Raw genomic sequence first — 25685 nt, 5'->3', positions numbered from 1 at the left:
TGGCTTTCCGATGGTTCCGCTCGGCCGTTTTAGGGAGGCCGATAGCCTGATCAGGTCCAGCGATGTTCGCTATGGTCTGCGTGGACTTTTGCGAGCACTGTAGCGCAGTTGGTTCAACGGCTCACAGGATTGCCCAGCAAATGTCCGGGCGGCGGACGCGGCAGGGAATCAGCTCGAATGCTGTTGGGCGTGCTGTTGATGAGACCGATGTTTGGAGCGGTGTTGGGGCAGCGCTGATGAATTCGAGTCGGTGTGGGATGTGGGCAGCGCCTGCTGAGTCCGTTCTCGAAAACGGGCCGGTCGCGTTGCGCTCACAACATTAGGTATGTGGGGTCCTGTTGATCGTGCCCTTGCCGTTTTTCGGTGGCGGCGGGCCGTCATCGTGCGCGTGGGATCTTTCCAAACGGCCACGGGTTTCCGGGCTTGTGAGGACCACTGCGATGAAGATGAGCGTCGATGCCGCGAGGAAGATCGCCAGCTTGATTGGAATGTCGGCCAGGGTCGGGCTCAGCAGATTGACGAACGTCGGCAGCAGGCCGCCGAGCATGAAGCCGGTGTTCCAGGTGATGGCCGTTCCCCGCGATCTGATTGCGGTCGGATAGCGTTCGTTCAGGAAGACCATCAATGGTGCGTAAGCCGCGTTGGCGAAGCACGCCAGCAGGCAGCTCAGCGCCAGAATGGTCCCTGTGGAGGAAGGGTCCGACCCGGCGATTGCGATCGTGAGTAGCGGGAGCGCGACGATGTTGATGCCGCCGAAGATCAGCATGGTCTTGCGGCGGCCGATCCGTTGGCTCAGCTCGCCAGCGCCGGTGGCTGCAACAATGACCACGAGGCTCGCGCCGAGCAGAATCCAGCCGCGTTCAACTGTGGGTACCTTGACGACCGGTCCGAGCATGGTGGGCAGGAATCCCGAGGTGAGGTAGTACTGCGCGCCGGCGCCTGCCGCCAGAGCGATGTTGAGCAGGGTGATGGTCCGGTATTTGCCGGTCAGCAGGTCTTTGAACCGCATTTTCTGTGCGGGAGCAGCTGCCGGTGAAGTCTTGGCGGCTTCCTGGGCCTCGAGCCACATCGGGGACTCCTCGACCTTGCTGAGCACGAACAGGCTCAGGAGCGCGCCCAGCAGCCCGGTGAAGAACATGACGCGCCAGCCCCATTCATCGAACGCGTCGCCCGGGTAGAGCTGGCCGACGACAATGAACGTGACACTGGCCATGGTCGCGCCGATGCCGGCGCCGCCTCCGCCGATCAGGCCGCTCATCAGGCCGCGCCAGCGTTCAGGCACGCTCTCTGTGCCGAGCGTGTGCGTCGTGGCTGTCACTCCGCCGACGAAAAGGCCCTGCACGACCCTCAGGATGAGGAAGATGATGGGTGCCCCGACACCGATGGCGGCGTATGTCGGGACGAGTCCCATTGCCGCTGTTGAGAGTCCGACGCCGGCGAGTACGGTGACCATGATCTTCTTACGGCCGATACGGTCGGCCAGTTCCCCGAAGAGTGCCGCCCCGCCGGGGCGCAGCAGGATGCTGACCGCAAACGAGGCAAAGACCAGGGCAAGGCTGAGTGTTTCGCTCTCGGCCGGAAATATCTGCCGGCCGATCGGCCCTGCGACATACAGCAACAGGAACAGGTCAAACAGGTCAAAGGACCACCCCATGACCGATGCGAAGGCGGCGGGCAGCGGCGAATGAGTTCCGGAACCACGGGTGCTGGGCGGCATCAGATCATGCTTCTTCGTGGGGGTTGTTGGCTTGACGACCGGGAGCCTTGCGACGGAGTTCCCGAACGCTGCGGATCCGGTCACGCATGGCGCCGACGAGGATTCCGAACGCGCTGGGCGGTTTGGAGCCGACTTCAGGTTCCTCGCCGCGCGCGGCCTGGTCCACGGCCTTGGCAAAGTCTTCGAACATTCGGCGGCTGACATCTCCTGCCAGGGACCGGCCGAACCCGGCGATGCGGCCGACGAGGTACACCCGGGCTTCGGCCTGCAGGCGCGTCCCTGTCCCGTCAGGGACAGCCAAGAGATGGATCTCCGCTTGGGCGCGGCCGCCGCCGGTGTCTTTGGCTTGGCCGAGTACATGCATCCGGTCTGATTTATGTTCGAGAAGATGGGCAAAGCCGTTGAACGAAAGCTTGATGGGCCCCAAGGCAACGCGGGCCCGGCCCCGGTACCAATTGCCGCCAAGCTCCTCCGTGAGCTCCGCCCCCGGCAGGCACCGGGCCAGCAGCTGTATGTCTTCGAAAACCCGGGCGACGTCCTGCGGCGGGGATTCGAGAACGGTCGTGACGTCAATGGCGATTGTCGGTTCACCGCTGGGCATGCTGATTTTTTCGGGTGCACTGTCCTGAACAGAGTCGGACGCTGCGGTGGGTTCATCCGCTGTAGCCGTCGATCCGACGGGAGAACGGCCGGTCAGGGTTCGTTGTCCGCAGTTCTTCGGTCCCGGGAGGCCGGTGCGGTGGTTTGTTGCAACGTCGTCGACGGCATCGATGATGTTGCGGTAGCCGGTGCACCTGCAGATCACTCCGGAAAGCTCCTCCGGAAGGTCCTCCCGCCGAATGTCGGGCTGGTGGTCGAGCAGGTCGTATGAACTCATCAGAAAACCCGGGGTACAGAATCCGCACTGCAGGCCGTGGTGTCGGCCGAAGGACTCCTGTAGGGGGTGCAGGTCGTCGGGTTTGCCGAGGCCCTCGACTGTGGTGATCTGCGCGCCGTCCAGCTGGCAGGCGAAGAGCAGGCATGCACGGCTGGCATCACCATCGATCAGAATGGTGCACATCCCGCATACACCGTGTTCACATCCGACATGTGTGCCCGTGAGGCCGAGATTGTCGCGCAGGGCGTCCGAAAGGGTCATCCGCGCAGGAACCCGCAGCGAAACGGGAGTCCCGTTGACGGTGAAGTCGACGGCCACCAGGTCTTCATGTCCGGTATGGGCAACAGTGCGCGGGGTACTCATTCTTTCTCCTCATCAGTGTGGCTGGATGCGCGGACTGCCTTGGCATAGGCTCGAGCGAGTTCGCGGCTGGCCAGAGCGGTGATCAGCTGGCGCCGGTATGCCTGGCTGCCATGTTCATCGCCACCGGTGTCGACAACATCAGCGGCCAGTTCTTTCGCCGCAGCAGCCAAGGCCGTGCGCAGGCGTGCTTCCGGCGCATCAGGGCCGTCCTTGCCCACAGCAGCCGTGAGTTGCTCGGAAACGTCCCGGACCTGCGGGATGTCCGATATGCCGAAACACGTGATCCGGGCAGAGGGTCTCGTCGGGTCCTTCGCGTCTATCCGAATAGCGACGCCGGATAGCGCAAAGTCACCATGCCTTCGGGCAATTTCGGCGAAACCGAAGCCCTGGTGTTGGGTGGCTCGGGGGAAGTAGACCGAAGTGATTAATTCTTCCGGCTGCACTGTCGTCGTCATCGCCGCGGTGAAGAAGTCGACCGCATCGACGGTCCGCTCGCCTTTAGGGCTTGCAATCGTTAGGGTTGCTTCCAGGCAAATTGCCACGGCCGGCAGCTCCGCCGCAGGGTCCGCATGTGCGAGACTGCCGCAGACGGTTCCGCGGCTGCGAATCTCCCGGTGCCCGATCCACGGCAGTGCCAGTCCAAGCAAGGGCACTTCTGCGATGGCGGGGTCTCGCTGTGCTGTGCGTTGCCGCACCGCGGCCCCAAGCCGCACGCCGCTAGGCTCCGTTCTCAGCGTATGAAGCTCATCGACAGCGTTAATGTCCACCAATGTTGTCGGCTGCGCCAGTCGCATAGCCAGGACGGGGACGAGCGACTGTCCGCCTGCGATGACCTTGGCGCCGTCCCGGCTGAGTTCACTGAGCACGTCGGTAACGCTGCCTGGGCGCACATATGCGAAGGGGGCTGCTTTCACGACTGGATACCTCAGCGTCCTTGGAATTCGGGGGTGCGTTTCTCTCCGAAAGCAGCAACCCCTTCGGCGAAATCGTGACTGGCCCGAAGCATCGAATACGCCTTGCGTTCAAGCTCGATGCCGGTGTAAAGAGGGCCGTCAATCCCCTTGTCCAGGACCTCCTTCGCCGTGCGCATGGCGATAGGAGAGTATCCGAGCATCTTGTCGACAAGCGCCTGGGTTTCCTTTTCGAGTGCTTCTGCGTCGGGAGCCAGGATGTTGACAAGGCCCCAGTCGAGGGCTTGCTGGCCCGTAATGCGCTCACCGGTGAGAATGTGGAACTTAGCGCGGGACAGGCCAATCAGCCTTGAAAGCCGCTGCGTGCCGCCGCTCCCGGGAATCATGCCTAGCTTCATCTCCGGCAGGGCGAACCTGGCAGCGGTAGTGGCGATCCGGATGTCGACGGACAGGACCAGCTCGAGGCCGACTCCGAAGCAGTAGCCGTCGATGGCTGCGATGACCGGCTTGGGGCTTCGGGAAGGGGCGGTGACGTTTTGCCCAAGATCAGTAAGGTCAATGGGGTCGACCTCCATGAAGCCCGCGATGTCGCCTCCGGAGGTGAAATGTTCGCCTTCCGCACGTATGACCACGAGTTTGATGTCCCGATCGGCATCTATCTCAGCGAACCGGTCGGCCATCACTTGCCGGGTCTCCCACGTGATGATGTTGAAGCGCCCGTGGTTGAGCGTGAGGTTTGCGACGCGGCCTTCGTGGCTGCGTTCGAGTCGGATTTCGCCTCCGGTGAGTGGCATTGTTAGTTTCCTTCCTTGGTGGCATTCGCCTGGATGAGCTTGTGGATAATGTTCGGGTGCAGAGGCAGCGAGTCGATGGAGATCCCGAGCGGGGAAAGGGCGTCGGCGACTGCGTTGGCAATTGCCACAGGGAAACTCATGGAGCTGCCCTCGCCGGATCCCTTGGCGCCCAACGTGGTCAGCGGAGACGGTGTTTCGAGGTGGTTGCTGATCAATGGAAACGACGATTCGGCGCTGGTGGGGCAAAGGTAATCCATGAACGTCGTCGCTGTCGGCTGGCCGGAGTCCGAATAGGTCATTTCCTCGTAGAGCGCGCCGCCGAGTGCCTGGACGAGGGCTCCGTGGATCTGGCCGTCGAGGAGGGTGGCGTTGAGGATTGTTCCTGCGTCGTGCACCGTGGACAGTGTCTCGATTTTTATTTGCAGGGTCTCAGGGTCTATCCGGCAGGCTACGAGCTCGGCGACGAATCCGTAGCACAGGCTCGAGTTGATCTGATCGGTGCGTGAAGGCGCCTTGGACTGCGGCGGAGTGAATGCAGCTTCCTCGTACATCCGTGCGGAGGCACCCTCTGGCAGGGAACCGGGATCCCAGTGAATGAGACCCGCTGCTTGTCGGAAGGGAACACTGCGGCCGGGGTCGGCAATGACATGGATTTGTCCGTCGGCGAATTCGAGGTCCGCAGGGTCGGCCTGGAGCAGCACGCCTCCGGCGATCCGGATGGACTCGCCCAGACGGTCCGTGGCCTCAATCAACGCGCTTGTCAGCAACGGAGCAAACCGTGACGAGTAGCTTCCGGTGCTGATCGTCCACGGTGTGGTCGCCGTGTCCATCTCCACCCTGGGGCGCACCTGCTTCAAGGGAAGACCCAGCCGGTCCGCTACTATCTTCCGGGCGACGGTGGCGTGTCCCTGGCCTTGCGGAACAGTTCCGAGTAGAACGGTGACGATGCCTTGTGGATCGACACTGACCCGGACGTGTTCAGTCGAGCCGGATTTGCCGTGGCCCCGGTTGTGGATCGGGGTGGCGAGTCCGACATATCCGATGTTGGTCGCCGAAGGATCGGTAATTGTGGCCACGCCAATTCCGAACAGCTCGCCCCGCTCACGCGCTGCTCGCTGTTCCTCCCGCAGCCCCTCATAGTCGGCGGCATCGAGGACCATCTGCAGGGCAGTCTGGTAATCGCCGGAGTCATATATGCCCCCGCTTGGAGTCGAGTACGGGAACTCATCTTTCCCGATGAGGTTGACACGGCGGACCTCCACGGGGTCCAGGCCCAGTTCGAGGGCGATGTCATCTATCAGCCGCTCGAGTCCGAAGTACAGCTGTTGTCCGCCGAATCCCCGGTTGAGGCCCGTGGGACATTTGTTCGTGACCACTGCCCGGGCGCGGATCTGGACTTGCTCGATCCGGTAGGAGCCGGTGATGTTGCTGAAGCACCGGTACAGGGTACTGGGTTCGGGAGGGCGCATGTAGGCTCCGACGTTGTCGATCAGGTCTACGCGCAGGGCCGAAATAACGCCTTGGTCGTCGAATGCGGCCTCAAACGTCATTTCGCGGTCCGATCCGGCGGAACTCGAGAGCATGTGTTCAAGGCGGTCTTCAGTCCATCTCACCGGCCTGCCGGCGTGCTTGCTGGCAAGAGCCATCAGTGCAACGTAGGGGTAGATTGCTGCCTTGATGCCGAAGCTGCCGCCGATGTCGGCAGGGACGATCAGCCGCAACCGGGACGTCGGGATGTCGAGTGCACCCGCGACGACCTGGACCATTGAGAAGGGTCCGTGGAAGTTGGCCCATGTTGTCACCTCCGGCCCGTCTGCGGTTTCCCGCCACTCTGCGATCACGCTGGAGCACTCCATGGGCGTGGAGGAGTAGCGGGGGAAGGAGTAACGCTTGGAGACGGTGTGCCGGGCCTGGGCGAAACTTTCGTCCACCTCCCCGAAGGTGAACGTGCGGTCCGTGGCCACGTTGCTGTCGGCGGAATCGTGCAGGCGCGGCGCGTTCGCCTCCATGGCCTCGTACGTGCGCACGACAGCTTCCAGCGGTTCGTAGTCAATCTCGACGAGCTCGGCGGCGTCTTCGGCGGTGTACCTGTCGGTGGCGACCACCACGGCGACCGGTTCGCCTACGTAGCGGGTCTTATCGGTCCCTGTTGGGTAGTAGGGCATCGGGGTCTGCACGGAGAGCGGGAACGGTTTCAGGGTTTGGAGAACCTCCTCCGGGCCGATCACGGCAGCGACGCCGGGGTGGCGCCGAGCGCGCTCGAAGTTGACACTGCGGATCCGGGCGTGCGGGTGCGGGCTGCGAACTACAGCGGCCACCAACGTTCCGGGTAGGGGGTCGAGGTCATCAAGGAAGCGGCCCTGGCCGGTGAGGAGCTGGGGATCCTCGATGCGTGCGAGATCATCGGTCATTGGGAGCTCCTGGCAGGTGGTGGGGACGGGTTGCTCTCTGTATCGGCGAGGACTTTGTAGTCGCCGTCTACGAGCCTGCGGCGCAGGATCTTGCCGACCGCAGAGGTCGGGATAGCGTCAATCGCGACGAGTCGTTTCGGTCGTTGAAGCGAGGGCAGGCCGGATTTCTCGCGTACCCATGTCTCGACCTGGGCGAGGGTGAGGCGGGGGTCGGTCCGGTCCGCGGGGACGAAGAAGGCCGTGACGGCTGACCCCCATTTGTCGTGGGGGGTGCCGGCGACCACCACATTCTCCATGTAGGGGCAGCCGGCAAGGCTGCGCTCGATCTCCTCGGGATAGAGGTTTTCGCCGCCGGAGTTGATCATGTCGTCGACGCGCCCCGAAACCCACAGGTCACCGTCGTCATCCTCTGTGGCGAGATCCCCCGGGAAGTACCAGCCGTCCCGAATGGATTTGGCGTCGGCGTCGGGGCGGTTCCAGTAGCCGGCAAATGCTTCAGGGCTGTCCATGCTGACCGCGATTTGCCCCTGCTCACCTTTGGCAACAACCTGGTCGGGATGCGCCCCCGGTACGGGATCCACGAGGCGGACGTTGGAGAAGACTCCGGCACGGCCTGCGCATCCGGGCTTTCGCGCACTGTCAGGGCCGATCGTAAAAGTGTAGATCTCGGTGCTGCCGAAGTGGTTAACGAACCGTTCGGGCTGCACAGCCTCCACAAGCTGCTGAGCAAGTGTGGAGGTCATGGCCGCCCCGGCATAGGCGAGACGCCGCACGCTGCGTGCCTCTGGGAACCGACCGGTCTGGTACAGCGACCAATAGATTGTGGGAACCAGATAAAGCGTATCGATGTCGTTGTCAATAATCAGCTCCATCGACTCATCAGCGCTGAACTTGGCCTGCGGGACCCAGGTTCCGGCGCCAATGACACTTGCGAGCAGGGACCGCAGCCCCATGGTGTGGAACATTGGCATGACGCCCAGGGACACCGCCCCGGTTGGTTGGCCCGTTTGGATCAGGTGGGCCACCGCCGCCGAATGTTCTGCCTTATGTGTGCGCGGCACGCCCTTGGGCTTTCCCGTGGTACCGGAAGTGTAGAGCATCACACTCAAATCAGATTCGGCTGGAGCGCTCGGCAGCGAACGGGCATACTGCCTCGGTTTGCGAAGGTCATTGACATGCACGATGGCCACCGAGGCATGGAGGGAAGTACAAGCCTCGGACACCAGGTCTGCGGTGGTGTCATCGACCACAACCAGGGCTGGCGAGCAATCGCCCACACAATGAGCCAGTTCGTGGACGCCGAACCGTGTTGACAGAGGAACGGAGGTCAGATTGGCTTTCTGGGCGGCCAGATGGAGCGAAGCCAGCGGCTCGCCGCCCTGAAGCATGAGGACGACGCGGTCGCCGGGGACGGGTCCGAGGGCAAGCAGGGCCATGGCCAACTGATCCGTGCGCTCGTCCCACTCTGCGTACGTCAGAGGGTGCGCGCCCCCTACAGCCAACCGCTGCGGATAACGCTCGGCAGCCCATCTTAAAGTGGTGGCAATATCCACGCAGCTTCTCCTGACCGATCGACGTTGATCCAAAACAGTCCATTCCGGACCGTACATTCAATACGGTAAGGACACTACGGTATGCTTGATAGCATGTCAATGGCTAAGCTGACCCCAACCTCATACGTAATTCTCGGGATGGTCGCCGTGCGAGGACCCAGCACCTCGTATGACCTGAAGCGCGCCATCGGGCATTCGGTTGGGTACTTTTGGCCTTTCCCACACGCACAGCTTTACTCCGAGCCAAAGAGCCTCGTCAAGGCCGGGCTGCTGACTGTCTCAACCGAGGCTGACGGGCGCCGGCGCCAGACGTACTCAATCACTGATGAGGGAACGCGTGAACTGCGTGTCTGGCTCGCAGAGCCCACCGGTGAGCAGATGCAGGTCAGGGACATCGCGCAGATGAAACTGTTCTTCGGTGAACTGGCGCACCCTGAAGATCTTCTGCTACTCGCGAAGGAACAAATTGTCCAGCACCATGACCGAATCAGGACATACACCGCCATGCAGGAACGGTTCAGTGGCCGGGAGGACGTAGCACACCGGATGGTCCCGTTGCGCCTTGGGCTCGCGCTCGAGCACGCAGCGCTGAAGTTCTGGGAAGAGTTCGAACGTGAGCACGAAAGTTAGCATCGCCGGGGTTTGGAACAGTGATGGGAAAAGGACGGCCCAAGCGCGGCTCGGACTATTGAGCGCCGAACGCCCGCATCCATGAGCTTGAATTACCAATACCGATAGGCGGTTTGAAGATGGAAAACAGACATGATCCTGGAATTCACTGCTCATGAGGGACATTGTTGGCCAGCTGCAGTCCTGGTTCGAGGATGGAACTGCTTTCGCCCTGGCGACGGTGATCCGGACCTGGGAGTCCTCACCGCGGCCACCTGGCGCTGCCATGGCAGTGTCAACGTCGGGGGAAGCCGTCGGAAGCATTTCCGGCGGGTGCGTAGAAGGTGCTGTATACGAACTTGGGAAGCAGGTCCTGGCGACGGGCGAGCCGGTTTCGGTGGTTTACGGCGTCGCAGACGGTGACGCTTTTGCTGCAGGGCTTACGTGCGGCGGAACCATAGAAGTCTTTATCGAGCCGGTCACCAGGGGGACTTTTCCTGAATTTCTTCGCGTAGCCCAGGCAGTTGAGGATTGTAAGGCTCTCAGCGTGGCCACAGTCACCGGAGGCAGCTCAAACATCGGCCGCCATCTGCTGATCGGAAGTGATTTCGTTTCAGGGTCCCTTGGATCGACAGGCCTGGATCTGGGCGTCTCTATCCAAGCGCGTGGTTTTTTGGAAGCTGGCCGGACGGGGACCCTACACCTCGGACAAGACGGCGAACAGAGAGTTGACGACGTGGCCGTGTTCGTTGCCTCCTTCACACCTCCGCCCCGGATGTTTGTGTTTGGTGCCATAGATTTCGCAGCAGCGGTAGTACGCATGGGCAAGTTCCTCGGTTACCGAGTCACCTTGTGTGACGCGCGCCCGGTGTTCGCGACACCGCGGCGCTTCCCGGAAGCTGATGAGGTTGTTGTGCAGTGGCCGCACAAATTCCTGGCAAACGCCGTCGTTGACGCCCGGACCGTCATCTGCGTTCTGACCCACGACCCGAAATTCGACGTTCCGTTGCTAGAGGCCGCATTGCAGACCGAGGCCGCCTACATTGGAGCCATGGGTAGCCGGCGGACGCACGAGGACCGCATGGTCCGTTTGCGGGAGGCCGGTGTCGAAGAGCACGCCCTGGCAAGGCTTTCCTCACCCATTGGACTGGATCTGGGTGCCCGAACCCCGGAAGAAACAGCGGTGTCCATCGCCGCTGAAATTGTTGCGTCTGCCTGGGGAGGCAGCGGCCGCCGACTCACCTCTATGTCCACGCCGATCCATGGTCGGCAGAGCCGGTATCAGCCAAACGCCCAGGAGCGCTCCGAGAAGGTTCCTTTTTAGGGAAGCCGCGAAACTGGTTGCCGGCAGCACCGCCCTTGCTGGAGGCGCCGGCGGATGAACCGCTGTTATCGCCGCCAACCACCAGTGTCCGGCCCTGTAGCAAGGTCCACAGACCCGGGCACCTTTTCGACAGCAGCGGCAGATATAAGCGGATCGAGATGGGCTCCCGCTGTCCGCGGGTCTTCACGATGAAGCGTGCCAACGGTGCTCCGCAGAAACTCCTCGGCCTGTAAAGCCTGGTGGTGCTGGACTAGGCGATATGAGGCAGGAGGAGGCTGGCGTTCGAAGGGGCGCCCGGTCCCTCCGAAGGCCATTATCGCCGGGTCGGATCCGGATCGCCCATCCACGGGCAAGGAAGTAACCTGGGAGCGACCGAGGTCATCCCGAGCGACAGCCTGTCTTCCGAGACCTCGGAGCTCGGCAAAGCAGCTGCTCTAATACGAAGGTGATGGCTGTCAGGCTGCGGTAGCGGGGGTGATGGTGACGTTGAAGCCGAGGTTGTTGAGCTTTTTGATGGCGTTGTTTTTGGCTTTGATCGGGTCCAGACGGGTGAAGTGGTCGGCGCCGGGGTCGGCGTAGCATTCGCCGTCGGCGAGCAGGTGCCATGCTGCGTTGAGGATGGAATGTTCGAGGGCGACGATGGCTTTCATCGGTCCGCGGCGGGCGGCAATGCGCCGGTATTTGGCGGCCAGGTAGGTGTCCTTGCTTCGGGAAGCGGCCAGGGCTGCGGTGCCGAGGGCGGCCTTGAGGTATTTGGTGCCGGGCATGATGTGCGCGGATTTGATCCGGCCGGCGGATTCGTTGGATCCGGGACAGACACCGGTCCAGGACGCGAGCCGGCCGGGGGTTTCGAAGCGGGACATGTCCGCCCCGGTTTCGGCGAGGATCACATCGGCGACTTTGAGTGAGACTCCGGGGATGGTGGCCAGGAATTTCCTGGCGGCACGAAAGGGTGTCATCGCCTCTTCCATCCGCCCGGTGAGCGCGTCGATGATGCGGGTTTGGGCATCTATCTGGTCCAGGTGCAGGCGGGCCATGAATGCGTGGTGTTCTTTGAACCGGCCGGTCAGCGCGTCGATGAGTTCCGGGATTTTGGAGCGCAGGGTGCCTTTGGCGAGGCCGGCGAGGACTTCCGGGTTGCGTTCGCCGTTGATGAGGGCTTCGAGCATCGCCCGGGAGGAGACACCGAGCAGGTTTGAGACCACGGAGGAGAGTTTGATCCCCGAGCTCTCGAGGAACTTCTCCAGGCTCTGGATTTCGCGGGGTCCGGTCACGGGTGGCAATGGCCCGGGCCCGGGTCAGGTCCCGCAGTTCCCGGATCGGTTCCGGCGGGACAAACGATGCCCGGAGCAGGCCGTGAGCGCCGAGCTGGGCGAGCCAGGCCGCGTCGGATACATCGGTGTTTCGGCCCGGGATGTTGCGCGCTGACTTGGCGTTGACCAGCATCACCGGCAGCGCTCTTCCAGGAGATAGAAGAAGGGCTTCCAGTAATCACTGGTCGCTTCCATTACCACCGTGGTGACGTGCTCGCGTTCCAGAAATTCCCGCAACTCGAGGATCTGCCCGGTAGTGGCACCCCAGGTCGTCACCGTGGAGCTATAGGTGCCGGCCCGGAGCCCGGGAACCCTCAGACAGAGCTTCGCGTCGCGTTTGGAAATATCCAAACCAGCCGCCCGCTCGTGCACGATATCCATGACTGCTCCTCCTGACCACCCTGAACCAATAATCTGGGCGTCTGCCGCGGGGAGGACAGGGAAAAATTCAGGAATCTAACACTCGTGCACCAAGGCAACAATCCACGGTTCCCGTGGAAGCCCTCCGCGCCACGCTAGTCAGCAGGCTCAAACACAGCACCAAGGAAGAACCGGCGTCAACCGTGACAGACACCTCCATGATCTGCCCCGGCATGCGCCCACCGCCACAGACAAAACCGCGAGGCACACACAAGCTTCTCCCACCACGGCGCGACAGCGGCGCTGGACCGCTAGTCAAGCAGGTGTACTAGCCAAGCAGGTGCAGCTGGTCCGGGGTGTCGAGGTCTTCCCCGCCGGACTGGCCTGAACCCGAAGCCGGGGTGCAATCCACCAGGTCGATCAGCTCCGGGTGCGCCTGCAGGAAAAACCGGGCACCGGCGTCGCCTGTTGCGGACGCCGCGGCTTTGGCACGCAGCGTTGCATCCAGCAGCAGGGGATGACCGCGCCGCACGTTCCCTGGGCCACCCTCAGCACCCGTGCCTCCAGAACCCAAGCCTTCAGAATAGGAGTCGTTCCGGTACGCGGCGGCCGTGACGCGGCCGGGCGTGTGTGCCTTCAGCAGCAAGCCCACGGTTTCCGGTGTGAGCCCCGGCTGGTCCACAAGTGCCACGAGCACATGGTCCTGAGGCCGCGCGGTGGTAAGTCCCAATTTGAACGAGCTGCCCATGCCGGTCTGCCAGTCGGGGTTCTCCACCAAACTGTGCGGCTGCAGTCCAGGGACTTTCCGTACCCACTCCGCCCCGGCCCCGAGTATTACCACGACTTCGCGGCAGCCGCCGTCGAGCAGGACGTCTGCCAGTACTTCAACGAGGGTGCGGCCCCGGAACGGCAGCAACGCCTTCGGGCCGCGCCCCAGCCTCGTGCCGGCACCCGCGGCGAGAAGGACAGCGGTGGTATCGGCAGGTGCGTCGCCCTTAATGCCGCCCGGAGCTGGAAGGGGTGCCATATGCTCCACCTTAGAACCGCCTTCCGTTTCGATAGCAAAGACCGCTGGCTGGTAGAGGTGGATACTCCAGTTAGTGGTCGCTAACCTCGTAAATGTCGTGCCGTCAGTCCAAAACCTCCTGCAGCGACGCAGGCATCGAACCGCGGCTGTAAGAGCATGATCACGGGTGCTGTCTTCCTCCATTTTTACCCATCAACCGGGCTCCCCCTCAAGGCCTGTCGTGCAGGCCTCCGCTGCGAGACGAAGTGTTGGCTGAGGACGCTGCCTAAAGCGTACCTGCCTTGGCGGGGCCGTTACCTGGGGAACGCCCTAATAGCGGCCCAGCCCTGGCGAAATGTAATTCGAAACGAGCCAGCAGGGACGGCCCTGTTCCACCGGAAGAGGGTCTTCAAATGTCAGGACTAGCGGCTAAGAGGCCGAGGCAGAACCGACGTGGGAACGTCCTCCTAAGCCATTTAGCGCGACCCCATCAAGGCGATGCAGGAATCGTTCTGATCCACCCTGAAGACCGAGTTCTATGACCGGCGCCGCCGGGCAACCAGGCAGGCAGCGATCCAGGCAACAGGCGCTGGATCGAGGAGTTCTATAACCGTGCCCGGCTGCACTCAGCCCTGGGCTACACCACCCCCGTGAACATGAACGATTCCTCACCACAAATAAATCTCAGTTGGCACACGCCGCCTGATCAACTGTCCACGATTTTCAGGCAACCCCAAAACGTGTCTAGCTCATAAGTTCCAGCCCCGACAGCGGATTACGTCAAGGTAGCGGTCAAAACGGTCAATCGAGGGGTCTTCAAGCCGGATGGAGTACTGAAATGCCTCAGTGGAGTGAGGCCACGAAGGGTGCACGAACTCCTTGGAGTCTTCCTGTCGCAAACAGCCTTGGTTTGTCCTGCGCCCTCAACGGGTTCTGGTCAAGTCGTGGGAACTAGGGTGGTTACTTTCATCCGCAGGGGTATCTGCTGTTGCCGCCTCTATGATCCACGCGGGCCAGCCCAAAGGATGCACGGAGGGCCTGCTGAGCACGTAACCCAACCCTGCCCGGTAGCCATTCCTGGCTTTCCACTGCAGACGCTGGGTGTCAGCCTCTACGGACTCGGGGTTCTCGGCGAGCTGAGCCTGGGCTCTCCAGCCCGATCGACTCGACCAACTCCGGGACCACGAGGAGACCGCTCAGCTCCGCGGCCGAGTTTATCGCGCTGCGCTGGGCGGCTTTTGTGATGGCCGTGCCATCCGACCTGGGGGGGCAGCAGCACCATCCCGTTGACGGCCAGCATCTAACCTGAGAACCTGTCCACACTGCACTCGGATAGCCGATCCTTCGAGGAGGTTCCATGATTACCGTCGTCAGCACCATGCAGCTCCATTCGGACTCAGCGGAAGAGTGGGACCAACTGATCCGAGAACGCTTCAGATCAGCCCACGACAAGGAGGGGTGGATCTCCGGTCAGTTACTCTCCCCTGCTGACGCACGCGACACTCGGGTCATCATCGGGACCTGGAGAAGCCAGCGGGACTGGGCGGCTTGGCATGGGGATCCCGCCTTTCTCTCCACGCGCGCAAGGCTCGACGAGCTGCAGAAGGTAGACCACCGGACTGCCTTGTATGACGTCATCGAGGACGCGCAGACCAACACCCACTAACAAACGGCCCGGCGCCTCCAAAGTTCCAGCACGCCCGCGAGAGCCACCAACGCTGTGTTCACCAGTGCCATGCCCGCCAGCAGCGCCGGCTTATCCGCCGTGCCGAACAGCGCGACTGCGCTCCAGAGCTCTGTCATCTGTGTAATCAACTACAGCTCTCACTGGATCCGCCATCATCAGTCGCTATATACAGGCGATGCCCGGCCTGACTGCCCGGCCCGATTTGTTGATACCGGTCCTAGGACACGCTGATGGTAACGACTGCCAGGCCGTCAATTGAAGCGCTCGCACCTGATTTCGGAGGAATCGCGCGGGAAACGCAACAGCATATTTTCTTCGTGGCCTGCTGCTGGCGTTCACTGTAAAAGACATCGCGGTGGTCAATGGCTCCATCGAGCTCAATTATTTTGACCTCGCAGAGCCCGCACTCCCCCTTGCGGCAGTCGGACATCATTTCAACGCCCGCCTCTTCCAAGGCTTCTAGCATTGACTGGTTCTTGCCGACCTTGGTCTCGACACCCAGCCTGGGGATCCGGACGATGAACTCCTCCGGGTCATACCAGCCGCTGTTGCCGAAAGTTTCGTAGCGCAGGTTCGTAAAGTTCAGCTCGCGCGCGATCCACGCTCGCTGGACGACGTCCATCAGCCGGATCGGCCCGCACATATACAGTTCCGTATCCGTGTGCGCGGTGTCGACCAGCTCCTCGACGCTGAGCGATGTCCCCTCGTCGTCCACATGGACCACCAGGTTCTCACCATGAAAATCCTGCAGCTCTGATAGATACGCCATAGCCTTGCGGTTGCGGCCGGCATATACGAACGTGTAATTCGCTTTCAGGTTTTTCAGCACCCGCGCCATGTTCACGATGGCCGTGACTCCGATGCCGCCTGCAAGTAACAAGTAGTGCCTGGCACCGACCCGCAGCGGGAAGTTCTGCAGCGGCTGTGTGATCTCGAGGGAGTCACCAACTTCCAGATCGTGCATAAAGACGGAGCCACCGCGCGACTGCGGAGCCATGAGGACGCTAATAGCTAATCGTTGGCCGTTCGGCTCGGATTCCACGACTGAATAGGACCGCTTGCGCTCTTCCCCGCCGATGGTGACCATCACGTCTAAATGCGAACCAGGATCGGCCTTCTTTGGCCGGGACGGCTCTAGTACGATCCGTTGAATATCGGTGGCGATACGCTGGGTCTCTACGACGGTCCCCACCTGCCACACCTCATTGTTCGTTGATGCCATGTTTTCTTACCTGCCTGAGCTTCCTGTAATGACAGATGCACGCCGTGCTAGACGGTCGCCACGAGGCGTCCTTCTGCCTCCAACTGGCGTTCGATCAGTCGCCGGACCCACATGCCGCCGGCATCAATGTTGAGGTTGTAGAACTCATAGTCCGGATTGGCGTCGATCGCGACCTGCTGGGCCTCCAAAACAACCTGATCCTCACCGAAGACATGGTCGATGCTCTGGCGAATCTGGGTGGTGATCAACTGGCTTTCAAGACGGTAGTTGCGCATGAATCCCCAGAAGTAGTGGCACGTCCGGTCCGTCTCCGGGGAGATGGTATTCATGACGTAGAGGTTTACGCCCTGGCTGCGGTCTCCCTCCGGCGCTCCGGTGCCGGCTTTGGCTACTCCGACGTCGATGCACAGCGTCGAAGGTGATTCGAATCGGATGATCTGCCAGCGATCGACCTTGCCCTCAAACCCTGGAAACTTGTCCCGCATGTTCTTCAGATAGAAGGGCGGGGGATCGATGTTCCGCATCCAGCGGCTCAGTGTGACCGTATTCTCCTCGTGGGATACATCGAAGCCCACAGCGCTCATGTTGTCCATGCCGATGCTGGACGTGTGGATGAACTCCTCATGTGTGAGGTCCATCAGGTTATCCAGGACCAGCTGGTAGTTGCAGTTCAGCGAAATTGTCAGGCCATCGCCGGCCCAGTCCGGATGATCCATCTGGTGCATGTCCGGCACCTGGTCCGGGTCGGCCAGTGCCGGATCGCCAAGCCAAACCCACACATACCGGTGACGCTCCACGACCGGAAACGACGGCACCGTGGCGCTGGGATTGATGGTTTCTTGGGCCGGCATGGATACGCAGCGTCCCGCAGAATTGTAGACGATGCCGTGATAGGGACACTGAATCCCTTCCCTGCCAACCAGCTTCCCCATGGACAGCGGTGCCAACCGGTGCCAGCAGGCGTCGGCAAGAGCGACTGCCCTGCCGTCTTCCGTGCGGTACAGCGCCAGCGGACGGTTGGCGATCTTGCGCGACAACGGCTGGCGGGTCACCTCATGGTCCCAGGCCGCGACGTACCAGGCATTCAGAGGGTGGCCCAGCGTCTTATTCGTTGTTGAAGCCTTTGATCCGGTAGCAGTCATCGTCTTTCCTTCTGATTGTTGGCTTTCCCTCGCCGGCTAATACCGGCTTGCGAACGCCTCCAAAATTGTCGGCTCACAGTGAGAAATGAATGTGCTTAAGCTCGGTGAACTGCTCAATGCCTTCGACGCCGCGGGTTCGCCCAAGTCCCGACATGCGAACTCCCCCTGAGGGCATTTCCGCGTACGAATGGTTGTAGCCATTCACCCACACGGTGCCAGCCTTGATCCCGCGAGCCAGGCTGAGGCCTCGGGAAAGGTCTGAGGTCCAGACCGCGGCTGCGAGGCCGAAGGGCGTGCCGTTGGCAAGCGCCACCGCGTCGGATTCATCGGCAAAGGTCTCCAGGGACAGGACCGGGCCGAAGATGTCTTCCTGAATGACCGGCGAGGCCAACTCAAGATCAGTCACGAGCGCCGGCGAGAGGAAGTGGCCGTCAAGTCCTTCAGGATGCACGATGTCGCCGCCCACCACCACGCGTCCGGCCCCGCGCGCAAGGTCCACGAACCTGGACACCTTTTCGACGGCAGCGGCAGATATGAGCGGACCGAGATGGGCTCCCGCTTTCCGCGGGTCTCCAGGACGAAGCGTGCCGAGGATGCTCCGCAGAATCTCCTCGGCCTGTGAAGTCTGGTCCTGGTGGACCAGAACCCGCGTACAGGCCATGCACATCTGGCCGCTCGTAGTAATGGACGCTCGTGCCGCCCGTTCCAGCGCGGTCGTTAAATCGGCGTCGGGAAGGATCACCATGGTGGCCTTGCCGCCGAGCTCGAGCAGCGGCCGGGTCATGGTCTCGGCGGCGTCGCGCATAACTGCCTGGCCAGCGGCCGTTGACCCGGTTATCGCGACCGCCCGTGTGCCCGGGTGACGTACGAGCGCAGAACCGACATCGGCTTCGCCGATGACGAGGACGAGGACATCGCGCGGAACACCGGCCCGATGGCCGAGTTCAAGCACCCGGGACGTCACATGTGCCGTTTGTGAGGACGGCTTGACGATCGCGGTGACCCCGGCTGCAAACGCTGGTGCAAGGTCGCGCAGGAGCAGCAGGACAGGCCAGTTCCAGGGAGTGATGAAGACTGTGGGACCTACGGGCTCTCGAACCAGATGCGCCTCCGAGCCATCAGAGAGGCTTCCCGCCCGACCAAGCGGCAGCCGGGCGAGTCCGGCGTTGAACCGGAGCGAGTCGGCCGCACCGGCGATCTCGATCCTCGCCTCAGCGACGGTCTTGCCGGTCTCGTTAACCAGGTCCGCACACAGCTCATCGGACTCGCGCTCCAGCAGGTCCGCCCAACGCTGCATTACGGCCGCCCGCAATTTGTTGTCCCGGGGCCAGGTCCCAGTCATGCCCTGTGTGACTGCCGCAACGGCTTCGTCGACGTCGGCCAGGTCCGCAGAGCGGAGGACGGGCAGTGGGGCAAGCGTGGTCGGATTGATTGGCTGGAACTCCGTGGCCATCATCAGACAAAAACCCCTCCGCCGTCGACTACAAGGTTCTGACCTGTGACAAACCCGGATTGCGGCCCGGCCAGCCACATCACCGCGCCAACCAGGTCTTCTGGCACCATTGCGCGGGGGATGGCCCGGGAGGCAGCGGCAGTTTTGAGGTATGCATCGGTGTTCAGTTCCCGTGTCGCAGCGTCATCGACCAGTCCGGGAGAGACGGAGTTGACGGTGATTCCATCGACGCCCAGCTCCCTGGCCGCCGAGCGGGTGAGTCCTTCAACCGCGGCTTTCGACGCTACATAGTGGGCGAACCCGGGCGCGCCGGTGCGAGAAACCACCGAAGCAATGTTGACGATGCGCCCCTGACCGCTGACGGCCAGATAGGGGGCAGCGGCCTTGATCACCTGCCACGAGCCGATGACATTAACCCGTAGAACCAGATCCCAATCGGCCTGAGTCAGCTCAACGAGGGGTCGTTTGCCACCCAAGGTCCGGTAGATGGCGGCGTTGTTCACGATGCTGTCCAACTGGCCGAATTCTTTGATCGCGGTATCGACCGCATGCTGGACCCCGGTCTCATCGGTGATGTCACAGTCGGCAAAGACCGCACGGCCGGGACCGTTCCGGGTGGCGTTGATAGCCAGCTCTTTTCCGGCTTCACTAAGGGCGGGCAGGTCGGTGGCCACCACGTTGGCTCCGGCAGCGACGAAGGCCGACAAATATGTGGCACCGATGTCCCCGCAGACGCCGGTGAGAAGAACGGTACGGTCGGTGTACGGGGATGCGTACTGAGTCATGTGAATTCCTTCTGTGAGCTACGAGTTTTTGTGAGCAAGGAGTTTCTGTGAGCTAGGAGCGCGGGGGCATATTCTGAGAAGCTTCGTCGTGAACGACGGCGGGGCTGTCAGCCGGCTCCGACTCCGCCAGGGCACCGCGGGTTTCGGGGCTGATCAGGACCACACCGATGAAGACGGCCGTTGAGGCAACGAGGAAGATTGCCAGTTTGCCCGGGACGTCACCGACGGTCGGGCTGAGCAGATTGACGAAGGTCGGCAGGAGCCCGCCGAGCATGAAGCCGGTGTTCCAGGTGATGGCCGTGCCCCGTGACCTGATGGCGGTCGGGTAGCGTTCGTTCAGGAAGACCATCAAGGGCGCGTACGCAGCGTTGGCGAAGAACGCCAGCAAACAGCTCAGCATCAGGATCGTTCCGGTCTCAGAGGGCTTCGTACCGGCTATGGCCAGGGTGAACAGCGGCAGTGCGACGACATTGATGCCCCCGATGATGAGCATGGTCTTGCGCCGGCCGAACCGTTGGCTCAGCTCACCAGTGGCTGTAGCCGAAATAACCACAACAAGGCTTGCGACAAGCAGAATCCAGCCGCGTTCGACTGTCGGCACGGCCACGACGGGTCCGAGCAGGGTCGGAAGGAAGCCAGACGTCAGGTAGTACTGGGCCCCGGCACCGGCCGCGAGGGCGATGTTGAGAAGGGTGATGGTGCGGTACTTGCCCGTCAGCAGATCCTTGATCCGCATCTTCTGCACAGGCGCTGCCGCTCCTGAGGCCCTGGCTGCCTTGGCCGCTTCCTGCGCCTCCAGCCACATCGGGGACTCCTCGACCTTGGTGAGCACAAACAGGCTGAGCAGCGCCCCCAGCAGTCCGGTGAAGAACATGACGCGCCAGCCCCACTCATCAAAGGCGGCCCCCGGATAGAACTGTCCGACCACAATGAACGTGACACTGGCCATGGCCGCACCGATCCCGGCCCCGCCACCACCGATGAGCCCGCTCATCAGGCCCCGCCAGCGCTCCGGGACGCTCTCTGTGCCCAGCGTGTGTGTCGTGGCGGTCACGCCGCCGACAAAAAGTCCCTGGATGACTCTCAGGATCAGGAAGATGATGGGTGCCGCGGCCCCGATCGCCGCGTACGTCGGGACCAGACCCATCGCGGCAGTCGAAAGGCCCACACCGGCGAGTACGGTCACCATGATCTTCTTCCGGCCAATACGGTCAGCCAGCTCACCGAAGACCGCCGCCCCGCCCGGACGCATAATGATGCTGACCGCAAACGAAGCGAAAACCAGGGCGAGACTGAACGTCTCGCTTTGAGCCGGAAAAATCTGCCGGCCAACCGGCCCTGCGACATACAGCAACAAAAACAGGTCAAACAGGTCAAAAGACCAGCCCATCACCGACGCGAACGCAGCGGGCAACGGCGAATGGGCCTTCGGGCTAGTGGCAACGTGGGGCATGTGATTACCCTTTCTCTCGGTTCGGTGTCCGGGCAGTTCCCGGGACGGAGTTCCGGCTAATGCCCGGACACGGTAGAGCAGCGTCCTGATCAGGGGCTTCAAACCTCCTGGTCAGCGGGCGCCAACAGCACTGGGTTTAGGGGTCTCCCTCTGCGCGGCGAGTTGTAGCGATTCGAAGGCACTGCGCCTCACGGCTCGCCTGTTGGAGGCCCCAACCCAGTCGCGGGGCACTCGTCCTCCCAGCTCTGGCACCCGGCGAGCCGGTCAGGGAATTCTGCACGCCGAGCCGAGCCGGGGCCGAATATCATCTGCCGACCACTGCACGAAGATGAGAACGCCCGCGGACTTCTCCTGACTGATCCGCCATTGGACCCTTCTAGACAGTCCTTGTAGTATGGTCTGATTCGGATGCTACCGAGCATACGATATGACTTGGATCACGTCAACGGCCAATTCCATGTGGTTGGGAAATCACAGTCGGCGCTGGGTCCCCTTGGAACTGCTGGAAGACAGTTTCGACCTGCTGGCGCGAGGAGCGGCTGATTTGGGTCGGTGCCAACAGGAGAGTGGGCGGGGACCAGCCACCTCGGCTTCGACCAGGCGCTCGATTCCCTCCAGGAGGTTGACGCGCTTGTCATCACCACCCCGACCGTCTGGGGCGGTCGGCTTCCAGCATGCCGGCGACTCCTTCTGCTGCCATAGCCCCACAGACACCGGTACGAAGAGTGCCACAACGACGCCCCTGTCAACTCCCGAGGAGAATAATGACCAACCTGACCTACCACGCCTACCAGGTGGCTGCACCGAAACAGGCGGCGGAGTTAGTCACCCTGACTGAGGCAGATCTGCCCGAAGGTGACCTCACGGTGCGCGTGACGCACTCGTCGCTCAACTACAAGGACGGACTCGCCATGACCGGCAAACGCGGCGTCGTCCGGACCTTCCCCTTGACGTGCGGCATCGACCTGGCCGGTACGGTCGTCGAGGCGGGCGGCGGCTTCGCCGGCGGCGACGAGGTCGTGCTCACCGGGGCGAACCTCTCCGAGACCCGGCCGGGCGGATTCTCCGGCTACCAGCGGATCGAGGCCGGATCCGTCGTCAAGGCCCCCGTGCGACTCGGCACGTGGGGTGCGATGGCCGTCGGCACAGCCGGCCTGACGGCCATGCTCTGCATCATGCGCCTGCGCGCCGCCGGCATCGAGCCCGGATCGGGCCCCGTGCTGGTCACCGGCGCGACCGGCGGTGTGGGTAGCTTCGCTGTCGGCGCCCTGTCCCGTCTCGGATACGAGGTCCACGCATCCACGGGCAAGGAAGCAGAGGAGCCTTACCTCAAGGACCTGGGAGCAACCGAGGTCATACCGCGCGACAGCCTCTCTGCCGAGACCTCGGCGCTCGGCAAGCAGCGCTGGATCGGATGCATCGACAGCGTGGGCGGCGCGACCCTCGCCAATGTGCTGAGCCAGGTCAAGTACTCGGGTGCCGTCGCGGCGTGCGGGCTCGCTGGTGGATTGGGGCTGCCGGCGACGGTGATGCCGTTCATCCTGCGCAACGTCTCACTCCTCGGCGTCGACTCGGTTAATGCTTCCCCGGAGTTGCGCCGCGAGGCTTGGGGCGAGCTGGACCACCTCTTTGCCGCCGACGACCTGCGTGGGGTTGCGGTGGATGCAGGCTGGGAGCAGCTCCCCGAGCTGAGCCATAAGATCCTCACCGGAGCCATCCGCGGTCGCGTGGTTGTGGACATCACGGGCATGGCGAACTGAGCGGGTCGTGACTACCTCAGTTCAGATTCCCAGGGCCGCGGAGGACCGCCGCCGGCGCGGTATCCCAGCGAGATTTGGTGCCCCGGTGTCGCGACTCAGCTGAGCAGGCGGCAACGACCCTCTCCAATGCGCTTGTTCGTGTGTTTATCGGCGACCTGTCTCGCAACGCTGTTGATTACCTCTAACCTTTACGTCCACTGGGAGACAAGGATGCAAGACACTCTCCGCGGTCGTTTCATCGGGTCCCCAAACGGTAGAGGGGGCCTCATTCCTGCCCATTCGTGCAAATGATATCTGCCTGCGTTTCCTCATGCCGGCCCAGCGGCACGCCGATTATGGGCGAGGACGTGCCGGAGCTGATCGGCCACAGGCCGCAGACCTGCACCGTCGCGCCGGTATTCGCGCACGGCAGGCAACAGGGACGCGGACCCTCCCCCGCCGGCCGTGCCAGCCACGTGAGCCGGGAACCCGCTCACGGGCTTTGGCCTTCCGGTCCTTGGCCGGAGCTTCGGCGGTGTGCGTGCTCTTCTTCATCGGCAGGAACTTTATGCGTGCCATTTGCAGTGCCTCCCTGATTTCGCTGGGCAACAGGATGTGCCTGGGCAGCACCAGACCGAGCGGCAGCGAGGCCGCGAAGGCGGTGTCTGGGCGCCGTAGGCGCGGCGTAGCAGGACCCGCGGTGCCCGACGTCTGTTCGACCGCGGCAGCCGCGTCGGGGGGGCCGGTCCGCGTCGGTGACGGTGACGGTGACGGTGACGGTGACGACCATGTCGAAGTTCACCAGCCCGGCCCCCTGAGTTTCCTCCTAGTACTACAGTCGCGTTTATTTCATTGGTTATCGGCGTTTACCGCGTTCTCCTTTGCAGGCGTGTTAATCCTTTGCGGTGAGCGATGATATTTGCGTGGCGGATGTGCGGGAATGGGCCGATGGCTTGGTCGAGGTCGGGGAGCTGATCGGGGCCAGGTTTGCCCGGTCCGAGCCGCGGGCGAACGCGGTGGAGTATGTCAGGGGGCTGCTCTCGGAAGAGGAGCGGAAAAACTCCTGGACGCTCTTTGAGCGGGCTGAGCACAAGGTCCCTGACCGGATGCAGCGACTGCTCTCCACCACGGATTGGGACCCGGACGGGCTGCGGGATGACCTGCGCTCTTAAGTCGTGGAGAAGATCGGGGACCCGGACGGGGTGCTGGTCGTGGACGAGACCGGTTTTCTGAAGAAGGGCCGGCGGTCGGCCGGCGTCGCCCGCCAGTATTCGGGGACCGCGGGACGGGTGGAGAACTGCCAGATCGGCGTGTTCCTCACCTATGCCACAAAGCACGGCAGAACGTTCCTGGACCGGGAACTCTAACTGCCCAAGGAATGGACGGACGATCCGGACCGGTGCGCGGGAGCCGGCATCCCGGTGGATCGTGGGTTCAAGACCAAGCCAGCGCTGGCCATTGACATGATCGAGCGCGCCCTGGATGCCGGGGTTCCGGCGAAATGGGCGGCCGGTGACGCGGTCTACGGGCAGTACCACCGGTTGCGCCGCACCTTGGAAGAGCGAGGAATCTATTACGTCCTCGCGGTCCCAGTTTCCCAGCGGGTCGTGGTCAAAGACGGTTCGTTCCTGGGCGTCGAGAAGCGCGCCGACGCGGCGGTCCCGGACTTGGTCAAGACCGCATGGCGGACCCGCTCGGCCGGCGATGGGGCCAAGGGAGTCCGCGACTACGCATGGGCGAGGGTGCGCATTAACGGGGCAGAAGACGGAAGGGCAGTGCATTGGTTGCTGGCCCGCCGCAGCCTGGCCAAGCCGGAGGAGATCGCGTACTTCATCTGCTATACCCCGAAGCGCGTTTCCCTGCCCGAGATGGCCCGTATCGCCGGGGTGCGCTGGTCGATCGAGGAGACGTTCCAGACCGCCAAAGGCGAGGCCGGGCTCGACCATTACCAGGTCCGCCAGTACACCGGCTGGCACCGGCATGTCACCCTGTCCATGATCGCCCACGCTTCCTGACCGCCGTCAAGGCCAAAAAAGGGCGCCGGAACCGAGCCGGAAGGCCTTTTAGAGCTCTCCCTGCCCGAGATCCGGCACCTCATCACCCGCCTCGCCTGGTCCATCGTCCCTGAGTCGGCACACGTCCTCGACCGCTCAGACTGGCGCCGAAAACACCAACACAACGCCCGCCGGCACCACTACAAAACAAGACAGCAGCTGACATAAACGCGACTGTAGTACTAGTACAGCGCCCAAGAACTCAGAGCGGCCAGGCCCCTCCCTGCCCTTTTTGTACAACCAGATCCAGCGTCGCTGTCTGTCATTTCCAGCACCTAGATGGGGCCACTCCCGTGCGGAATCGAGGCGGTATGCTCGGCCGGCAATCCGGAATCTGCTACAACGCTTACTAGTCGGCCCCAGCGGCCCTTAAAGCAGAAGTAAGTGTTGACACTGTCCACACCTCCTTTGGCAGGACAAGCAGCGGTTCCCCAGTTCCCGTGCCCGAAAAGCGGGGCCGTCCAAGGAAGTTTCGCACCGCAGTCGGCGAAGTCATGTTGTGCCCGCCCCTCCGGTCCATGAACAGGTGTTGGCCATCCCCGGCCAACCCGACAGAACCAAAACGAGGAACCGCATTAATCCAGCCCACAGCAGGCGGAAGGCCCACCAGCCAGGGCCTTGAACCCGCCACCCGACACACCTGAACAGGCCACCGCGGCGGCCAGGCCAAAGCCCGCGAACCAGCCGTCAGAGCGACGCAACCACAAGCTTTGTACACACGTCAAAGCAAAATCGCCTCTGACGAGGGAAAACGTCGTGCCCGAGGTGGGACTCGAACCGGACTCCAGCCCTTGCAAACGGTAATACTGGAACTGGTCTTGAACCGGTGTGACCCACTTGCAAACTGACGTGCCTGCGGGTGCTGTCTTCCCTGTGATCTGTCCGCCGGTTCAAGTTCCGCTATAAGTGCGT

The 25685-nt window shown here is 62.6% G+C and carries 19 protein-coding genes and 4 pseudogenes; 7 read left to right on the top strand and 16 right to left on the bottom strand.

Annotation, left to right across the window (positions count from 1 at the left end):
• Window positions 1–319 precede the first annotated feature (319 nt).
• The 6 genes from ACS5PJ_RS20655 to ACS5PJ_RS20630 are packed head-to-tail and all read right to left on the bottom strand — an operon-like array spanning window position 320 to window position 8626.
• Window positions 320–1717 carry an MFS transporter gene (locus ACS5PJ_RS20655; protein ID WP_439436730.1) on the bottom strand — a complete coding sequence of 466 codons (1398 nt, stop codon included), beginning with the start codon at window positions 1715–1717 and terminating at the stop codon, window positions 320–322.
• 4 nt (window positions 1718–1721) lie between these two features.
• Entirely contained in the window at window positions 1722–2957 is a 1236-nt protein-coding gene (locus ACS5PJ_RS20650; RefSeq protein ID WP_439436729.1) for a 2Fe-2S iron-sulfur cluster-binding protein, read from the bottom strand.
• Window positions 2954–3871, bottom strand: coding sequence for an FAD binding domain-containing protein (locus ACS5PJ_RS20645; protein ID WP_439436728.1), 918 nt, complete (start codon window positions 3869–3871; stop codon window positions 2954–2956). Before ACS5PJ_RS20645 ends, ACS5PJ_RS20650 begins: the two co-directional genes overlap by 4 nt.
• Before the next feature lie 11 nt (window positions 3872–3882).
• Window positions 3883–4662, bottom strand: a complete 780-nt coding sequence (locus tag ACS5PJ_RS20640) for an enoyl-CoA hydratase/isomerase family protein (protein WP_439436727.1) — start codon at window positions 4660–4662, stop codon at window positions 3883–3885.
• A 2-nt stretch (window positions 4663–4664) separates the two neighbouring features.
• A complete protein-coding gene (locus tag ACS5PJ_RS20635) occupies window positions 4665–7073 on the bottom strand; it encodes a xanthine dehydrogenase family protein molybdopterin-binding subunit (protein ID WP_439436726.1) in 2409 nt (802 codons plus the stop codon).
• Window positions 7070–8626 carry a class I adenylate-forming enzyme family protein gene (locus ACS5PJ_RS20630; protein WP_439436725.1) on the bottom strand — a complete coding sequence of 519 codons (1557 nt, stop codon included), beginning with the start codon at window positions 8624–8626 and terminating at the stop codon, window positions 7070–7072. Before ACS5PJ_RS20630 ends, ACS5PJ_RS20635 begins: the two co-directional genes overlap by 4 nt.
• Window positions 8627–8719: 93 nt before the next feature.
• Between ACS5PJ_RS20630 and ACS5PJ_RS20625 the strand changes: the two genes are divergently transcribed.
• From ACS5PJ_RS20625 to ACS5PJ_RS20615, 3 genes are all read left to right on the top strand, one after another.
• Window positions 8720–9256 (top strand): PadR family transcriptional regulator, encoded by a 537-nt coding sequence (locus tag ACS5PJ_RS20625; RefSeq protein WP_439436724.1) that lies wholly within the window; start codon window positions 8720–8722, stop codon window positions 9254–9256.
• 154 nt (window positions 9257–9410) lie between these two features.
• Complete coding sequence (locus ACS5PJ_RS20620; RefSeq protein WP_439436723.1) at window positions 9411–10559, top strand: XdhC family protein; 1149 nt, start codon at window positions 9411–9413, stop codon at window positions 10557–10559.
• A gap of 477 nt (window positions 10560–11036) precedes the next feature.
• Window positions 11037–11138 (top strand): hypothetical protein, encoded by a 102-nt coding sequence (locus tag ACS5PJ_RS20615; protein WP_350224076.1) that lies wholly within the window; start codon window positions 11037–11039, stop codon window positions 11136–11138.
• Window positions 11139–11248: 110 nt separating this feature from the next.
• Here the strand turns inward: ACS5PJ_RS20615 and ACS5PJ_RS20610 are convergent.
• The 4 genes and pseudogenes from ACS5PJ_RS20610 to nboR form a co-directional block, all read right to left on the bottom strand.
• Window positions 11249–11518: pseudogene (locus ACS5PJ_RS20610) on the bottom strand (IS110 family transposase); the annotation flags it as partial.
• 364 nt (window positions 11519–11882) lie between these two features.
• Window positions 11883–12005 (bottom strand): annotated as a pseudogene (locus ACS5PJ_RS20605) (IS110 family transposase); the annotation flags it as partial.
• Complete coding sequence (locus ACS5PJ_RS20600; protein ID WP_439436722.1) at window positions 12005–12253, bottom strand: hypothetical protein; 249 nt, start codon at window positions 12251–12253, stop codon at window positions 12005–12007. The gene ACS5PJ_RS20600 and the pseudogene ACS5PJ_RS20605, both read right to left, overlap by 1 nt.
• 307 nt (window positions 12254–12560) lie before the next feature.
• Window positions 12561–13259 (bottom strand): nicotine blue oxidoreductase, encoded by a 699-nt coding sequence (gene nboR / locus ACS5PJ_RS20595; RefSeq protein WP_439436721.1) that lies wholly within the window; start codon window positions 13257–13259, stop codon window positions 12561–12563.
• Window positions 13260–13733: 474 nt separating this feature from the next.
• Between nboR and ACS5PJ_RS20590 the strand changes: the two are divergent.
• Both ACS5PJ_RS20590 and ACS5PJ_RS20585 read left to right on the top strand, forming a co-directional pair.
• Window positions 13734–13891: pseudogene (locus ACS5PJ_RS20590) on the top strand (integrase core domain-containing protein); the annotation flags it as partial.
• Window positions 13892–14595: 704 nt separating this feature from the next.
• Window positions 14596–14904, top strand: coding sequence for an antibiotic biosynthesis monooxygenase family protein (locus ACS5PJ_RS20585; protein WP_439436720.1), 309 nt, complete (start codon window positions 14596–14598; stop codon window positions 14902–14904).
• On the opposite strand, the gene ACS5PJ_RS20580 is transcribed toward ACS5PJ_RS20585, so the two are convergent.
• The 6 genes from ACS5PJ_RS20580 to ACS5PJ_RS20555 form a co-directional block, all read right to left on the bottom strand.
• Entirely contained in the window at window positions 14901–15041 is a 141-nt protein-coding gene (locus ACS5PJ_RS20580) for a hypothetical protein (RefSeq protein WP_439436719.1), read from the bottom strand. The genes ACS5PJ_RS20585 and ACS5PJ_RS20580 overlap by 4 nt on opposite strands.
• Before the next feature lie 101 nt (window positions 15042–15142).
• Window positions 15143–16147: a PDR/VanB family oxidoreductase gene (locus tag ACS5PJ_RS20575; protein ID WP_439436718.1), complete on the bottom strand. Its 1005-nt coding sequence runs from the start codon at window positions 16145–16147 to the stop codon at window positions 15143–15145.
• 47 nt (window positions 16148–16194) lie between these two features.
• Window positions 16195–17289 (bottom strand): aromatic ring-hydroxylating oxygenase subunit alpha, encoded by a 1095-nt coding sequence (locus ACS5PJ_RS20570; protein ID WP_439436717.1) that lies wholly within the window; start codon window positions 17287–17289, stop codon window positions 16195–16197.
• 73 nt (window positions 17290–17362) lie between these two features.
• Window positions 17363–18745 carry an aldehyde dehydrogenase family protein gene (locus ACS5PJ_RS20565; protein ID WP_439436716.1) on the bottom strand — a complete coding sequence of 461 codons (1383 nt, stop codon included), beginning with the start codon at window positions 18743–18745 and terminating at the stop codon, window positions 17363–17365.
• On the bottom strand, window positions 18745–19527 hold the full coding sequence (locus ACS5PJ_RS20560) for an SDR family NAD(P)-dependent oxidoreductase (RefSeq protein WP_439436715.1): 783 nt from the start codon (window positions 19525–19527) through the stop codon (window positions 18745–18747). Before ACS5PJ_RS20560 ends, ACS5PJ_RS20565 begins: the two co-directional genes overlap by 1 nt.
• 52 nt (window positions 19528–19579) lie before the next feature.
• Entirely contained in the window at window positions 19580–20980 is a 1401-nt protein-coding gene (locus tag ACS5PJ_RS20555) for an MFS transporter (protein WP_439436714.1), read from the bottom strand.
• A 764-nt stretch (window positions 20981–21744) separates the two neighbouring features.
• Here ACS5PJ_RS20555 and ACS5PJ_RS20550 point away from each other — a divergent pair.
• Together ACS5PJ_RS20550 and ACS5PJ_RS20545 are read left to right on the top strand one after the other, a co-directional pair.
• Entirely contained in the window at window positions 21745–22740 is a 996-nt protein-coding gene (locus tag ACS5PJ_RS20550; RefSeq protein ID WP_439436713.1) for an MDR family oxidoreductase, read from the top strand.
• An 884-nt stretch (window positions 22741–23624) separates the two neighbouring features.
• Window positions 23625–24847 (top strand): annotated as a pseudogene (locus ACS5PJ_RS20545) (IS701 family transposase).
• Window positions 24848–25685: the final 838 nt, after the last annotated feature.

It is taken from the genome of Pseudarthrobacter cremeus, from assembly GCF_051857465.1.
Lineage (GTDB): Bacteria > Actinomycetota > Actinomycetes > Actinomycetales > Micrococcaceae > Arthrobacter.
Note: the sequence above shows the minus strand (reverse complement) of the source record. Positions and strands in the feature narration are given on the sequence as shown.

Coding starts and splice junctions, on each gene's coding strand:
- ACS5PJ_RS20565 (WP_439436716.1), bottom strand. CDS start 18,745: ATGATGGCCACGGAGTTCCAGCCAATCAATCCGACCACGCTTGCCCCA.
- ACS5PJ_RS20585 (WP_439436720.1), top strand. CDS start 14,596: ATGATTACCGTCGTCAGCACCATGCAGCTCCATTCGGACTCAGCGGAA.
- nboR (WP_439436721.1), bottom strand. CDS start 13,259: ATGGCACCCCTTCCAGCTCCGGGCGGCATTAAGGGCGACGCACCTGCC.
- ACS5PJ_RS20580 (WP_439436719.1), bottom strand. CDS start 15,041: ATGACAGAGCTCTGGAGCGCAGTCGCGCTGTTCGGCACGGCGGATAAG.
- ACS5PJ_RS20625 (WP_439436724.1), top strand. CDS start 8,720: ATGTCAATGGCTAAGCTGACCCCAACCTCATACGTAATTCTCGGGATG.
- ACS5PJ_RS20575 (WP_439436718.1), bottom strand. CDS start 16,147: ATGGCATCAACGAACAATGAGGTGTGGCAGGTGGGGACCGTCGTAGAG.
- ACS5PJ_RS20600 (WP_439436722.1), bottom strand. CDS start 12,253: ATGGATATCGTGCACGAGCGGGCGGCTGGTTTGGATATTTCCAAACGC.
- ACS5PJ_RS20560 (WP_439436715.1), bottom strand. CDS start 19,527: ATGACTCAGTACGCATCCCCGTACACCGACCGTACCGTTCTTCTCACC.
- ACS5PJ_RS20570 (WP_439436717.1), bottom strand. CDS start 17,289: ATGACTGCTACCGGATCAAAGGCTTCAACAACGAATAAGACGCTGGGC.
- ACS5PJ_RS20655 (WP_439436730.1), bottom strand. CDS start 1,717: ATGCCGCCCAGCACCCGTGGTTCCGGAACTCATTCGCCGCTGCCCGCC.
- ACS5PJ_RS20650 (WP_439436729.1), bottom strand. CDS start 2,957: ATGAGTACCCCGCGCACTGTTGCCCATACCGGACATGAAGACCTGGTG.
- ACS5PJ_RS20635 (WP_439436726.1), bottom strand. CDS start 7,073: ATGACCGATGATCTCGCACGCATCGAGGATCCCCAGCTCCTCACCGGC.
- ACS5PJ_RS20550 (WP_439436713.1), top strand. CDS start 21,745: ATGACCAACCTGACCTACCACGCCTACCAGGTGGCTGCACCGAAACAG.
- ACS5PJ_RS20555 (WP_439436714.1), bottom strand. CDS start 20,980: ATGCCCCACGTTGCCACTAGCCCGAAGGCCCATTCGCCGTTGCCCGCT.
- ACS5PJ_RS20615 (WP_350224076.1), top strand. CDS start 11,037: ATGGTGACGTTGAAGCCGAGGTTGTTGAGCTTTTTGATGGCGTTGTTT.
- ACS5PJ_RS20640 (WP_439436727.1), bottom strand. CDS start 4,662: ATGCCACTCACCGGAGGCGAAATCCGACTCGAACGCAGCCACGAAGGC.
- ACS5PJ_RS20620 (WP_439436723.1), top strand. CDS start 9,411: ATGAGGGACATTGTTGGCCAGCTGCAGTCCTGGTTCGAGGATGGAACT.